At 56.5% G+C, this 13,821-nt stretch carries 10 protein-coding genes; 4 read left to right on the top strand and 6 right to left on the bottom strand.

Annotated elements, in window-relative coordinates; translation table 11 throughout:
- Nucleotides 1-93 precede the first annotated feature (93 nt).
- Together ASF29_RS20820 and ASF29_RS20825 are read right to left on the bottom strand one after the other, a co-directional pair.
- Nucleotides 94-933 (bottom strand): polysaccharide deacetylase family protein, encoded by an 840-nt coding sequence (locus tag ASF29_RS20820; RefSeq protein ID WP_062452575.1) that lies wholly within the window; start codon nucleotides 931-933, stop codon nucleotides 94-96.
- A gap of 86 nt (nucleotides 934-1,019) precedes the next feature.
- A complete protein-coding gene (locus ASF29_RS20825) occupies nucleotides 1,020-1,751 on the bottom strand; it encodes a response regulator transcription factor (RefSeq protein ID WP_062452576.1) in 732 nt (243 codons plus the stop codon).
- A gap of 242 nt (nucleotides 1,752-1,993) precedes the next feature.
- Between ASF29_RS20825 and ASF29_RS20830 the strand changes: the two genes are divergently transcribed.
- On the top strand, nucleotides 1,994-3,982 hold the full coding sequence (locus ASF29_RS20830) for a sensor histidine kinase (RefSeq protein WP_280136437.1): 1,989 nt from the start codon (nucleotides 1,994-1,996) through the stop codon (nucleotides 3,980-3,982).
- 250 nt (nucleotides 3,983-4,232) lie between these two features.
- Nucleotides 4,233-7,829: an autotransporter domain-containing protein gene (locus tag ASF29_RS20835; RefSeq protein WP_082453651.1), complete on the top strand. Its 3,597-nt coding sequence runs from the start codon at nucleotides 4,233-4,235 to the stop codon at nucleotides 7,827-7,829.
- Nucleotides 7,830-8,020: 191 nt separating this feature from the next.
- On the opposite strand, the gene ASF29_RS20840 is transcribed toward ASF29_RS20835, so the two are convergent.
- Both ASF29_RS20840 and ASF29_RS20845 read right to left on the bottom strand, forming a co-directional pair.
- A complete protein-coding gene (locus tag ASF29_RS20840; protein ID WP_062452579.1) occupies nucleotides 8,021-9,904 on the bottom strand; it encodes an ABC-F family ATP-binding cassette domain-containing protein in 1,884 nt (627 codons plus the stop codon).
- Nucleotides 9,905-9,966: 62 nt separating this feature from the next.
- A complete protein-coding gene (locus ASF29_RS20845) occupies nucleotides 9,967-11,007 on the bottom strand; it encodes a GGDEF domain-containing protein (RefSeq protein ID WP_062452580.1) in 1,041 nt (346 codons plus the stop codon).
- A gap of 222 nt (nucleotides 11,008-11,229) precedes the next feature.
- Here ASF29_RS20845 and ASF29_RS20850 point away from each other — a divergent pair, with 222 nt between their 5' ends.
- Nucleotides 11,230-11,922, top strand: a complete 693-nt coding sequence (locus ASF29_RS20850; RefSeq protein ID WP_062452645.1) for a glutathione S-transferase family protein — start codon at nucleotides 11,230-11,232, stop codon at nucleotides 11,920-11,922.
- A 101-nt stretch (nucleotides 11,923-12,023) separates the two neighbouring features.
- Nucleotides 12,024-12,446, top strand: a complete 423-nt coding sequence (ndk, locus tag ASF29_RS20855) for a nucleoside-diphosphate kinase (RefSeq protein WP_042618581.1) — start codon at nucleotides 12,024-12,026, stop codon at nucleotides 12,444-12,446.
- A 322-nt stretch (nucleotides 12,447-12,768) separates the two neighbouring features.
- Here ndk and ASF29_RS20860 read toward each other — a convergent pair whose 3' ends face one another.
- On the bottom strand, nucleotides 12,769-13,272 hold the full coding sequence (locus ASF29_RS20860) for a hypothetical protein (protein WP_062452581.1): 504 nt from the start codon (nucleotides 13,270-13,272) through the stop codon (nucleotides 12,769-12,771).
- Nucleotides 13,269-13,820, bottom strand: coding sequence for a CGNR zinc finger domain-containing protein (locus ASF29_RS20865; RefSeq protein WP_062452582.1), 552 nt, complete (start codon nucleotides 13,818-13,820; stop codon nucleotides 13,269-13,271). Before ASF29_RS20865 ends, ASF29_RS20860 begins: the two co-directional genes overlap by 4 nt.
- Nucleotide 13,821: the final 1 nt, after the last annotated feature.

The following is a 13,821-nucleotide window of genomic DNA, read 5'->3' on the forward strand; positions in this document are numbered from 1 at the left end:
GACGACTGGATTCCTGTGACAAGCACAGGAATGAGGGAAGTCGTGATTCTGGCTTGTGTCGTCTACCGCGGCAACGTAACGGCTTCCCGCTTTTCAGTCCAGCGAGGCAACAAGCAGCGGTTTGTGGGCCGGTTTCTTGTAGATCAGATGCACGACCTTATATCCTTCCGCCTTCAACTGCGTCAGCAGGGCGGGCAGCATGGAAGCTGTGCGTCTATGGATATCGTGCATGAGAATGATGCCGCTGCCGCGATGGCGAAGGGCCGCCATGGTGCGGGAGGCGACGACGGCGGGCGAATCCTTGAAGTAATCTTTCGAATCGATCTGCACATCCATGATGACCATGCCGTGATCCGTGATCAGGCTGCGCAGGCGACCATTATCCGCGAGATAAGGGAAGCGGAAGAAGGACGCGTCGGTGTCCGTGGCCTTGGCAACGGCATTGGCACCCTTGGACACTTCCGCCAGAGCGCGGTCGAACGAGACGCTGCGCAGGTTGGCGTGGCTGAATGTGTGGCTACCAACGCTGTGACCCTCGGCCACGACCTTTTTGGCGATGGCCGGGTGCGCCTGAGCCATCTCGCCCACCATCAAGAACGTCGCTTTGACACCAAACTCATCCAGCGTCGCCAGAATGCTTTCCGTCCGGCCCGGCACCGGGCCATCATCGAAGCTCAACACCACTTCCTTATTGGCAAGCGCAATGTCCTTCAGCGACGAAACCTCGATATCCCGCCCGGCAAGACCGGTGGGGTTGCGAGGGCGCATCCATGCCGCTGGCGAAAGCGCCACGGGATCATTCGCCTTGAGCGACTGGCCAGCGGGCATGGTCGCTGCAAAGGCTGTCTTCAGCGAGCCATCGGGCTGTGGTTTGCCAGCACAGCCAGCGAGACATGCGGCAATAGCTGCGGGAAACAGAAGGGAAAAACGCATGGCGAGGCTCGCAGCAAATCAGTGTGGGATTGCAACGAGCTTTCGTTGATTATGGTTAATAGGCGGTTACTGGCGGCAGGCCACGCCTAGAGAACGTCAATTTTGTCCAGAAGTCTCACGCCACTGCCTCGGATGATCTGGACAGGAAGGTCCATATCGACCTCTTTCGCTTTGGCGCGAAGTCTCCCAAAGGCAACGTCGAACCTTCTGCTGAATGGGTCGCCCGGCGCGGGATCGTAGAATTGCAGAACATCCATGCGGGAGATGGTTCGCGAATCATGCTGCGCGAAAAACTCCATGAGAACTGTTTCCTTGCCGGAAAGCTGTATGCCCGTGCCGTCGGGTGCCACCAGTCTTTGTCGTTTTCGATCCAGCAACCAGTTTGAAGCACGGCTGCTTGACCGTGAAGGAGGGAGCGCTGCCGAACCGTCATGCCTTACGCGTTTGACGAGATTGGATGCTGCACTCGCCAGTTCTTCGCTGTCCACCGGTTTGGTAAAATAGAGATCGGCTCCGCTGCTATAGCCACGCAACTTATCCTCCCGCGTGCACAGGGCTGTGAGCATGATCACGCCGATGTCTTTCCGCTCCGCAAGTGAGGCAGCAAGATCAAATCCGTTCACGTCAGGGAGATTGACATCGAGAATGGCGACATCGAAGCTGTTTTCGGCAAGCAACCCCCTGAATTCCGCACCGCTGGATGCCTCGGTGACGTCGAATTCCCGCAATCTCAGGTAGTCGGCAAGACCTAACCTTAAATCCCTGTCATCCTCAACCAGAAGGAGTTTGGGTTTGCGTTGGGCTACTATTTCTTTCATAATGACGAATACCAATATCAGTCTTCAAATATTGAGGATACCCTCAAGGTTTAAATTTACGGCTGATGTCCATCAGCTAAGTCCATACGATGGGGTTTCAATCCCGGGCGATGTTCAAAGTGCCGATCCATAATAAAATCAATTAAAAATCATAAGATGAAGCTGTGTTTATGACTGCCTGCCGACGCAAAGACAAGCTCCTGTCTATATCGTTTTCGGCGTTGCTTCAAATTTTGTTGATGATGTGCGTCTTTTGCCTTGTGAATGATGCGTATGCCCGTGACGAAGCTTCACCCACGTTGCCGCCGATCGATGGGCACCTCTCCATTCTGGAAGGCAATATGGAGCCTCTCGCATTTTCCGACATGCTGATGCCCGAAAACCAAGCGAGATTTCGCTTGGTCGAAGGTCGAGGTATAAATCGCGGTTACACGACGAAGCCACTCTGGCTGAAACTGGATTTGCCAGCGGTCACCGATGGCCGCGCCATCCTCAGCTTTTCGCCAAACTTTCTGGATTTCGTAGATGTCTATGTGCAGCCGCCCGGACAGGGTGGCGGCGCAAACACCTTCGAGCATTACGCCTTCGGTGACCATCGCCCCCTGCCGGTGGATGGTATTTCTTCCGTTGCGCCTTCTGTCCGACTTGATTTCAAGGCCGGACAATCGACACTGGTTTACGTCCATATCCTCAACACGAACTCCTTCACACAAGTCAACATGCGGCTGGATCCGGTCGAAAGCCTGTCTCTGCGACAGGTTGCGGGCGGCCTGGTTTTTGGCCTGTGGTTCGGAGCCATGGCAGCGTTGATGCTGACGCAACTCGTCTTTTACCACTTTGACCCGAAAGCGCGGTATCTGCTGCTGGCATTGAGTACGCTTGGCGTCATGCTGGTCTATGTCGCAAATCTCGGCCTCAGCCGTGTTTTTCTCTTTCCGAACAACGGGCCGGGCAACGACGTCTTCCTGGGGGTAACGGCTTGGGGTGGGTTCAGCGCCAGTGCGATGGTATACGCCTCCATTCTGTCTTTGCGGAGCAGAGCCAGAATGCTTTATCCGGTCTATGTGCTTTTTACTCTTATCGGTCTCGTCGGGATGGGCTTTGCGCTGGCGGGCAAAAACATACTGTTTGGTCCATTTGGAACCGTCGCAGGCGTGCTGGGCGCGTTGCTGACAATGATTATCGGTATCCGGCAGATGAATGTGGATGGACAGGCCAGCAGACTGGCTGCCGTGGCCTTTACGCTGGTGGGGCTGGGCGCATCCATTTCCATGCTCCAACGGTTTAGCATGACCAGGCTGCCCGATTGGGTGTTTTATGCCTACGGCCTGTCTGCGCTTATCCAGACGCTGCTGCTGACAGGAGCCAAGGCGATCCGCCTGCGCAATGCGGAAAGCCTGAACAAATCGCTGCAGATGAAAGCCCTTCATCAGGCGCAGGCATCGGAAAAGGCGGCTGTGAAGCTTGTTGAGGAGCGGACACGAGAACTGGTGGTCGCCCGACAGGTTGCCGAGGATGCCCTCAAAGCCGAAACGGACTCACAACTGCGGCAGGTTCGTTTTCTGGAGGTCGTCTCGCACCAATATCGCACGCCGCTTGCTTCCATACGGTCGAATATCGATGGTATTGCGCTGTCCTTGGGCGATGGTGATGGCGCGAACAAAAACAGGGCCGAACGCATCCGTCGCGCCGTTACGCGTCTGGTCGAGGTCCTGGAAATCAACGTCGCGCGCAGCCGCCTTCAAGGGCCATCATTTCGCCCGCAGATGGAACAGAAAAGAGCTGGCGAAATCGTGGAGGCAGCCTTGCAGCGTGCGCACGATCTTCTGAACGCCCCCGACATCGATCGGAATGTCGAGCCGGCCGCCGCTGAGACGTATCTGTATGTTGACGCCGACATGCTTGAACTCGCAATCGTCAACCTTCTGGAAAACGCTGTCAAATACAGCGCGAACAACGGGGCTGGCAGCATAAATCTGTCGCTTGTAAAACGGTCAGACGATATCGAAATCAGCGTTGAAGATCACGGCGTAGGTATTCCGGCGGCAGATTTGCCGCATGTCTTTGACAATTCCATACGCGGCGCAAACGTCGGACATGTCGAAGGATCGGGACTGGGGCTGTTTCTGGTTGCCAAAGTCGTTGACGCGCATCAGGGCCGTGTTGAGGTAAGCAGCCACGAAGGCCAAGGCACCGTGATTCGAATCATCCTGCCAACATTGCGTGTATGATCCCGATTTAAGGTTGCTGCGGGTTGCGGATAGCATGCCTTCCGTCGCCAGAGCCGCAGCAAAACACACTCTCTTTATAAGTGTAACTTCCGCGACACGGTTTTTGTTACATGGCGTTACGTAGCGTTACGTAGCGTTACACTAAATATCTGCGCCCCGAGCCAGAATTCATTAAATTTGCTCGTAATGCGCGAGGGGATTTGCGCATGCGGCAAGAGGCCGTTTCGACTTTTGAATTCAGGGGATATGGATGCGCGGAAATTCAGTATTATCGGCCAATGCTATGCGGCGGTCCAAGGGTGTGGGTGCCATAAGCCGCGGTGCCCTGCTCGCTTCTACGGTGCTGCTGACGATGCCGCATCTGGCGATGGCGCAAACCTACGATACGACCGGGAATGTTATCCCTGATGGAACAAGCTTTTCGACAAATGTATTCGTTGGCCAAGCAGACGGAGCCATTGCAGATATTATCGTGAACAGCGGGACACTTACCAGTCCTTATGGTGATATTGCATGGGGCATTAATAGTATCGGAACGGCGACTGTTACTGGTGATGGCTCGGTCTGGACGAACACGGGCTATCTCAATGTCGGTGTCACCGGTACCGGCACGCTCAATATCGAGGCGGGCGGTCAAGTAACGAATGCTTCTGGTTTTATCGGGGACAAAAATAGCAGTGTGGGTACCGTTAATGTAACGGGTGAAGCGTCGTCATGGACGAATTCCGACGATCTCATTGTTGGCAACAGTGGCGCGGGTACTCTCAATATCGAAGCTGGCGCTCATGTCGGAAGTGCGACGAGTTATATTGGTTCAAGAACTGTTGGTAATGGAACGGTAAACGTCACAGGGCAAGATGCTACATGGGCCAATTCTGGTAACTTGTTCCTTGGCTCTAGTGGGACGGGCACACTGACGATTGCCGATGGCGGCGTTGTATCCGTGGGAACGGAGCAGCCAGAAAGCGGTTTCAACGGCACTGTTTTCATCGCGGATCAAACTGGTTCGTCTGGAACGTTGAACATCGGCGGGGCCTTTGTTGAAACTGCTGGTACCGCAGGTACTTTGAATGCTGCTGCCGTTCAGTTTGGTGCGGGTACAGGGCAGATTTTCTTTAATCATAGTAATGAAGTCTATGATTTCTCTGCCGATATCATCGGTAAAGGCGATATCTTCCACATGTCCGGTGTAACGACGCTTTCAGGCAACAGCTCCGGTTTTACGGGGCTGACTTACATTGACGGGGGGAAGCTCCACGTCACCGGTTCGCTGGGCGGACAGGATGGTTCTATTGGACACCAGAGCGACAGCACTGGGCAAGTCGTAGTCTCAGGTGCAGGATCAACCTGGTCTAATTCCGGTGGTCTGATCGTCGGCACTCACGGTTCGGGTACGCTGACCGTTGCCAATGGCGGTGTCGTATCAGTTGGAACAATGCAGCCCAATTCCGGCCACGACGGTACTCTTACTATCGCAAATCAGACTGGGTCGACCGGAACGCTAATTATCGGTGCAGCTGCTGACGAGGATGCCGCTGCCGCGGGGACACTGGAAGCCGCTGGTGTCTCTTTCGGGGCAGGGACGGGTAAAATAGTGTTCAATCACACCAATGGTGGATACGAGTTCTCGTCCGACATCTCGGGCAACGGTACCATCAATCATATTCACGGTAATACCAAATTCACTGGCGATAACACGCAATTCACCGGAACGACGAATGTAGAGGGTGGAACTCTCCATGTAGTTGACGTGCTGTCAGGGACGACGAACGTCAATGGCGGCGAGTTGGATGTTACGGGTCAACTCCGAGGTGGATTGAATATCACTGCCGGTGAGGTAACCGTTTCCGGCACTGGCAGTATCGAGACTGAGGGTTCGATTACTATCGGCAGCAACAGCAACTCAAATATTTCCACCGGGTTGGTCGTAGGCGGACGCGGTGAAATTCCAGTGGCCCCTGGTAGCGTGACGGCACAAAGCATAGATTTAGTCGGTCCTAACTCTTTTATTCTGTTCAACCACGCGGACCAAAATTATGATTTCGACACTCCCATAACCGGTAACGGCACTATTGCGCATTTGGCAGGCGTCACGACCCTGTCGGGTAACAATAACGATTTTTCTGGCACCACATACGCTTATGGCGGGACGCTTGTCGTGACTGAGGCACTTGGAGGGCAGGTTTCCGTTTATGGCGGAACGCTGGCCGGAACGGGCCATGTCGGCGAGACTACTGTTAAAGCAGGCGGCATTCTCTCGCCTGGTCTGGTTTCCGCGATGGAGATGAGACGTGATAGTGGTTCTTCCTCCAATTCGTACAAAATTGGCACATTGCATGTGGATGGAAACCTGACGTTCAACGCCGGCTCTACCTACGCAGTCGATCTGAGCTCAGAGCCATCGGATGACGTGATAGATAACGCTAACTCATCGAAAATCGTATCAAAAAGTGATAGGGTCATCGTTAATGGCAATGTCACAATAAATGACGGCGCTAAGCTCAAAGTAACGGCTCTTGACGAGGATACAAGCTACAAGACCGCCAAGAACTATCGAATTATCGAGACCTTGAACCACAGTTTGACGGGTGAGTTCACCGATATCGATAAGACCAATTCACCCTTCCTCAATGTCACTACGACATACGAAAACAATAACGCGTATCTGACTGTGAAAACGTCGGATTTCGTGTCGGTCGCGAAGAATCCCAACCAGCGTTCGCTTGGTGCCGCGCTGGATTCGCTCGACCAGTCTGGTGAGTCCCTGAAGCTTTATAACAGCCTCGCCGTACTGGATGAGAGTCAGGTTCAGAAAACCTATGAGCAGCTTTCCGGTGAAGTCTATGCCACGGCGCAAGGCGCTTTCACGCAGACCAATCGTGCGGTCAACACGGCCCTCAACAGCCGTGTTCGCTCGGTAACGGACGGAGTGGCGGCTCCGTCCTCCCTGGCGCTCGGTTATGCCGAGGAAGAGAAAGGCCCGGTCAAGGACGATCGTTTCGCTGCATACGAAAACAAGAAGTCGTTCGACACGGACCGTTTCGCGACCTGGGTCAATGGCTTCGGCTCGTGGGGTAAGGTCAGTGGCGTCGATGGCAGCAGCGATACGGATGTTTCCAATGGCGGCGTGCTCGTCGGTGGCGATGTCGGTTTCGGTGAAAATACGCGCGTCGGCGTTCTCGGTGGTTACAGCCGGTCGTTCTTCAGCACTGACAGCAGCAGCGGCAACAGCACCAACTATCATGTCGGCACCTATGCAGGCACGAAGATCGGCGCGGTTTCGTTGCGCACCGGCGCGAACTACACATGGCACGATGTCGACACCATGCGCTCCATCACGGCGCTCGGCCAGTCGCTCTATGGTGACTATGATGGATCGAGCTTCAACATCTATGGCGAACTCGCGTATCGCATCGAGGCAGGCAAATCTGCATTCGAGCCCTTCGCAGCACTCGCTTATAGCCGCACGAAGACGGACGGCTTCACCGAAACCGGCGGCCCTGCTGCATTGACGGTGGAATCCTCGGCGATGAACACGACCTACACCACGATGGGTCTGCGCGCATCCTCTGACTTCGAGGTCGGTGGCGTTGCCTCTGTCGCTCGCGGTACGCTCGGCTGGCAGCATGCCTTTGGAGACATCGATCCCGTTTCCACGGCGCGGTTTGCAACCGGTGACAGCTTCTCCACATCCAGCACGCCGATTGACCGTAACACGGCTCTGCTGGAAGCTGGCTTGGACTTCACTGTCACGCCATCCTCCACCGTCAGCGTCAGCTATAACGGCCAGATCGGCTCCAACGCCTACGACCACGGCATGAACGCCAAGTTCCGCCTGAAGTTCTGATAGGGCTGCGGCACAGAGGCTCGACGAGCTTCACGACATTCTCCACGACCGCCTGTTCAGCGAGCGGTCGTGGAGACCTTGTAGCCGGGTCGACACAGTGCGATTGTCGATCTAAGTTTGCATAAGAAAAGGGGCGGTGCTTTTGCGCCGCCCCTTTGTCGTTTGGGGTATAGGAAACGGATAGTCGGGTCCTATCCCGCCATTGCCTCTTCATACTCGCTGGAAAGCATCAGCCACTGTTCTTCGGCGTCCGCCAGCTTGCTGGCTGCTTCGCCCCGTTCCTTGACCTTTTGCGCGGCCTTGGCAGGTGCCTTTTCGTAAAGGGCTGGGTCGCCAAGCTCTTTATCGAGTGCCTGAATCAGCTTCTCAAGCTTTGCCGTCAAGGATTCGATATCGTTGATCTTTTTCTTGAGCGGGGCGAGTGAGGCGCGTTTTTCGGCATTCGCCTTGCGTTGATCTGCTTTCGACGCGCCGTCTACGACGATTTCAATTTTTTCGTCTTTTTTTTTACCCGAGGACACGATGAGATCGCGGTACTCATCCATGTCGCCTTCGAAGGTCGTGACCGTGCCGTTGTTGACCAGCCAAAGGCGGTCAACGGTGGCTTCGATGAGGTGGCGATCATGCGAGATGAGGATGACGGCGCCGTCGTAGTCGTTCAACGCCTCGATCAGCGCGCGGCGGCTGTCGATATCAAGGTGGTTGGTCGGTTCGTCGAGGATGAGCAGGTTTGGCGCGTGGAAGGCGGCAAGACCCATCAGCAGCCGCGCCTTTTCACCACCCGACAAATCCTTGGCGGGCGTTGCCATCTTTTCCGTGGCCAGACCCATCTGCGCCACGCGGGCGCGCACCTTGGCTTCCGGTGCCTGCGGCATCAGCTTGCGCACATGCTCGACAGGGTTATCTTCCGGCACCAGATCGTCCAGCTGGTGCTGGGCGAAGAAGCCGATTTTCAGCGATGGCGCCAGCCGCAGATCGCCCGCTTCGGGCGCAAGACGACCTGAGATGAATTTGGCGAAGGTGGACTTACCGTTGCCGTTGGAACCCAGCAGCGCGATGCGGTCGTCGTTGTCGATGCGCAGGTTCAGGCCCTTGAGGATCGGCTTGCCGGGCTCGTAACCCACGGAGCCACCATTTATGGCAACGATGGGTGAGGCTGGCTGCTTTTCCGGTTCCGGGAAGGTGATTGGCTGGACGTGGTCCTCGATGACGGAAGACACCGTACCCATGCGCTCCAGTGCCTTCACGCGGCTCTGCGCCTGCTTGGCCTTGGATGCCTTGGCCTTGAAGCGGTCGATGAAGCTTTGCAGATGCTTGCGCGCCGCATCGTTCTTGGCTTTCGCCTTTGTCTGCAATTCGTCGGCTTCGGCCTTCTGGCGCTCGAACTGGTCATAGCCGCCGCGATAGAAGGTCAGCTTCTTCTGGTCCAGATGCACGATTGCGTTGACGGCGTTGTTGAGCAGATCGCGGTCATGGCTGATGATGATGACGGTGTAGGGATAGCGGCGGATATAATCTTCCAGCCACAGGGTGCCTTCAAGGTCGAGATAGTTGGTCGGTTCGTCGAGCAGCAGCAGGTCCGGTTCTGCGAAGAGAACGGATGCCAGCGCCACGCGCATACGCCAACCGCCGGAGAATGAGGAGGCCGGGCGAAGCTGGGCATCCTGATCGAACCCCAGACCGGCCAGAATGCTGGAGGCGCGGGCTTCCGCCGAATGCGCGTCGATATCCACAAGCCGCATCTGGATTTCTGCGATGCGGTGCGGGTCCGTCGCCGTTTCCGATTCAAGCATCAGCGCCGCGCGTTCCTTGTCGGCAGCCAGAACGATGTCGATCAGGCTTTCTTCCGTTGCCGGAGCTTCCTGCGCCACCTGGCCCATGCGGGCGTTCTTCGGAATGAAGACTTCGCCGGTCTCGGCCCCAAGGTCACCGGTGATGACGCGAAACAGCGTGGACTTGCCCGCGCCATTGCGGCCGACAAGCCCAGCCTTCGTGCCCGCTGGAAGCGTCACGCTGGCATGATCGAGGAGGAGGCGCCCGGCAATACGGGCGGAAACGTCTGAAATCGTAATCATGGCGCCGTTTTGGCCGAACTCACTGCTGAACGCAAGAGCGCGAAAGCCACAGTTTCAACGGTTTATCCGCCGATCTGCATGAGGTAGCTGTTGCGTGAGCGTTGGGCCACTTCGCGGCAATAGGGAATGACGCAATTGCGTGCGCCGCTGCGGGCCGCCAGAAGAGCCAGCTCCGCATGGCCGTATAACTCCGCAGCGCTGGCAGTGCCCTCGGATGCGGCCACGCCCATGGAAACGGTCAGATGTTCACCGTCACCTTCTTTCGTGGCGAAACGCAGATTTTCAACCGTATGACGCAACCGTTCTGCAATGCTCTGAGCCGTGCTTTGCGAGACGCCGGAAAACAGAAAGGCGAAGTCATTGCCGCCAATGCGAGCGACGAAATCATCCTTCTTGATCGACTTGCGGAACAGCGCAGCCAGCCGTCGCAACGCCTTGTTGCCAGCGGCGGTGCCGTATTTCTCGTTGATGTCCCGGAAGCGGTCGACATTCACCAGCACGAGGCAGTTGGAGGCCTCGGCTTCGCCCTGAAAGATTTCGGCAAGTTTTGCCAGAAACGCGGCGCGATTGGGCAGGGTGGTCAACGCATCCTTCAGGGATGCCGTTTGCAGCCTGCGTGCGCTGTTTTCCTGCTCACGGATTTTCTCCAGCCCGTGGCGCACGAAATTATGCAGGCTTGCCTGTTCGTGATGAATATCCAGAAGAAGTTCCGCAAGATATTCCTGAGTGGTGGCAGAGGCTGGGCGGTCGGAAATGGAGGCGAGCAAAGCTTCGGAGCGTTCCAGAGATGCGGCAAGCCGCGCGGAGATCTGCTCGATTGTGCCGGCCACTTCCGTTGCCGCGTGGGCGGCGGCCATGCGCGAAAAGCCGGGAAGGTTATGCTTCTGGCCGATCATATCGACATCATGCTGCTGCGGCGAATTACCCAGCGCCAGAATATCGCGGCCCATGGCGGCATTGTGCCCGGACAGGACTTCGAAGAACAGCTCGTAATTGCGTGGTAGCGGCGCAAGATTCATCTTGGCAATGAACTGCGTGATCTTGGTGACGATCAGGCCGCTTCTGGATGTATCCCGGCTTTTATTGCTGGCTGGTAGTGTCATGCCCCCGCATCTCCATACGTGCCATTCGCCGCAAGCGCCCGGCGATCTCAAGCTCATCAGCATCTATTGTTCGAGACACTTTAAAATACCCTAAATGAGGCATACCAATTGTAGGTGGTGGGAGCATCTGCAACGGTGATGCGTCCCATCAGTATTCGTCATTTGATTGTGCGCCGACCCGCTGATTTGATGGCGCAGAACTTCACAATGGAAGGACCGGTCATGACATCCAGAACGCTCTATTCTCTCTGCGGCAGCGACGACACACGCCCGTTTTCTCCCCATTGCTGGAAGACGGTTCTGTCACTAGCGCATAAGGGGCTGGACTTCGAAGAACGTCCGCTGGCGTTCACGGCCATTCCGGGCGTGGAAAATGGCTTTTCCACAACGGTGCCGATCCTTCGCGATGGTGACCAGTTGGTCAAGGACAGCTTCGAGATCGCACTTTATCTCGATGATGCCTATCCGGATGCGCCATCGCTGTTTAACGGAGAGGGTGGAAAATCACTGGCCCGTTTCGTTGAAAGCTGGTCGCAGACCACGCTGCACCCGGCCATCGTCAAAATAGCGGTTCTCGATATTCACGACATGCTGGACGAAACCGACCGTACCTATTTCCGCGAAAGCCGCACCAAGGCACTGGGTCGCACGCTGGAAGAGGTCATCGCCCATCGCGATGCGGAAATCGCCGCTTTCCCGGCAAAGCTAGAGCCGATCCGTCGTATGTTGAGCTTCCAGCCCTTTATTGGCGGCGAAAGCCCGCTGTTTGCGGATTACATCGTCTTCGGCGCCCTGCAATGGGCGCGGGTGACCTCCGGCATCGATCTGTTTGCCGAGAAGGATCCGGTGCGGGACTGGTTCGAACGCTGCCTGGATTTGCATGGCGCGAAGGGACGAAGTGTGACAGCGGCGTGAAATGTGACACGCTGTTGGTCAAATCCAGCCATCCCCCTTGTTTTCGGGCCTTCGGGCGGGTAAACACCGCCCACTTTCTTCAAGAATAAGGAAACGGACATATGGCGATTGAACGCACATTTTCGATGATCAAGCCGGACGCAACCAAGCGTAACCTCACGGGTGCCATCACCAAGGTATTCGAAGACAACGGCCTGCGCATCATCGCATCCAAGCGCGTCTGGATGAGCAAGCGCGAAGCAGAAGGCTTCTACGCCGTTCACAAGGAACGTCCTTTCTTCGGCGAACTGGTTGAAGGCATGACATCTGGCCCAACCATCGTTCAGGTTCTGGAAGGCGAAAACGCAATCCTCAAGAACCGCGAAATCATGGGCGCAACAAACCCTGCCAACGCAGACGAAGGCACCATCCGCAAGCAGTTCGCGCTGTCCATCGGCGAAAACTCCGTTCACGGTTCGGATGCTCCTGAAACCGCTGCTCAGGAAATCGCCTACTGGTTCGCAGAAACCGAAATCGTCGGCTGATTCAGTTTGCGAGGCGGCGGAATCGGTTTGTGAGACGGCTGCTTTAAGTTGATGAAATGAATTGGAAAACGGGGCCGAGAGGCTCCGTTTTTTTGTTGTCGTGTGCGTTTGTTGTTGGGCGTTTTGCCGTGTGGCTTACCCCCCTCTGGCCTGCCGGCCATCTCCCCCTCAAGGGGGGAGATCGACTCGTGGCAACGCTATCGGCAATCTTGAGCGTTGCATGCAAGGTGGCGAAGGAACGTCTTGCTGATCTCCCCCCTTGAGGGGGAGATGGCCGGCAGGCCAGAGGGGGGTAAGCCACACGGCAAAACGCCAGCCAATTTCAGCCAGCCGGACACCCCTCAACCGCCCCCATATCCACACTCCCATCCGTCTTGAACACCTCCGGGTTGGGCGTATAGAGCGGCCCCACCACCAGCGGCTTTGCGGGCAGCAGCGACTGGTCCGTATCGGACGTGATGCTCGTTTCTATCGTCTGCATGACATGCCCGTCCGGCGCTTTCAGCTTTATCGTCACCTTATACGGACGACCTTCTTTCACGCATTCCACCGGCAGGCTTTGCAGGACGATTTTTGGGCTTTTGGGGAACAGCTTCTCCGTCACGGCAAAAGCCTCTCCACCGCGCGGGTTCTCAAAGCTGGCTTCTATGGTGCTTCCGTCTTTGATGGGGGATGTCGGCTGAAGCGTCACCAGATAGGTCGCCGTGGCCACGCGATAGTTGAAGACGAACATGCGGCCGGACAGGCTAACCACGTCTCGCTGATCCTCCCGGTGGCAGGCCGACAGCAAAAGGGCGGCGGTGATGAGAGTGGCGAGCCTCTTCACGATGCCGTCTCCTTCTTGCGCCGATAATGCTTGGCCGCCTTGTGGCGGTTGCCGCAGACCGCCATGTCGCACCAGATGCGGCTGCGGTTCTTGCTGCGGTCTATGAACAACCAGCCGCAATGGCCGCAAATCCGCAATCGCGTGCGATCCGGCCCGGCCATGAGGTTCAGCACGGAACGGGCCGTGGCGGCTTGAAGGCTGTGCGTGTCCGGCGCGTTTTTGAGGGCCGTGGCTGAGGTGGTGAGGAGATCGGCAAGCAGGGCATTGTCGTCCTGTCCGGTTTCGATCAGTTGACGGAAATACCGATCGGTCGCTTCCCGAAGTTGGATCAGATGTCCTCGACTGGCTGCGGATGGCGGGGCAAGGGTAGGGAAGATGTTCCGTTCCGCCGAAAGCCGCGTTGCCGCTTCACAAAAACTCTCCAACTGCTCGGGCACAGCAAAGCGGTCCACGGATTTCTCGTGGTCGAAGCGCAGGATGACGCTGTTGGCGACATCGAGCGCCAAAGCTCCTCCGACAAAACGATGTGGTGTCCAGTTGAACGTCATA

The organism is Rhizobium sp. Leaf262, assembly GCF_001422245.1.
In the GTDB taxonomy this organism is placed as follows: domain Bacteria; phylum Pseudomonadota; class Alphaproteobacteria; order Rhizobiales; family Rhizobiaceae; genus Agrobacterium.

Bases quoted from the DNA above. Each gene is read 5' to 3' on its own strand.
- ASF29_RS20820 (WP_062452575.1), bottom strand. From the start codon at position 933: ATGCGTTTTTCCCTTCTGTTTCCCGCAGCTATTGCCGCATGTCTCGCT.
- ASF29_RS20825 (WP_062452576.1), bottom strand. From the start codon at position 1,751: ATGAAAGAAATAGTAGCCCAACGCAAACCCAAACTCCTTCTGGTTGAG.
- ASF29_RS20830 (WP_280136437.1), top strand. From the start codon at position 1,994: ATGTGCGTCTTTTGCCTTGTGAATGATGCGTATGCCCGTGACGAAGCT.
- ASF29_RS20835 (WP_082453651.1), top strand. From the start codon at position 4,233: ATGCGCGGAAATTCAGTATTATCGGCCAATGCTATGCGGCGGTCCAAG.
- ASF29_RS20840 (WP_062452579.1), bottom strand. From the start codon at position 9,904: ATGATTACGATTTCAGACGTTTCCGCCCGTATTGCCGGGCGCCTCCTC.
- ASF29_RS20845 (WP_062452580.1), bottom strand. From the start codon at position 11,007: ATGACACTACCAGCCAGCAATAAAAGCCGGGATACATCCAGAAGCGGC.
- ASF29_RS20850 (WP_062452645.1), top strand. From the start codon at position 11,230: ATGACATCCAGAACGCTCTATTCTCTCTGCGGCAGCGACGACACACGC.
- ndk (WP_042618581.1), top strand. From the start codon at position 12,024: ATGGCGATTGAACGCACATTTTCGATGATCAAGCCGGACGCAACCAAG.
- ASF29_RS20865 (WP_062452582.1), bottom strand. From the start codon at position 13,820: ATGACGTTCAACTGGACACCACATCGTTTTGTCGGAGGAGCTTTGGCG.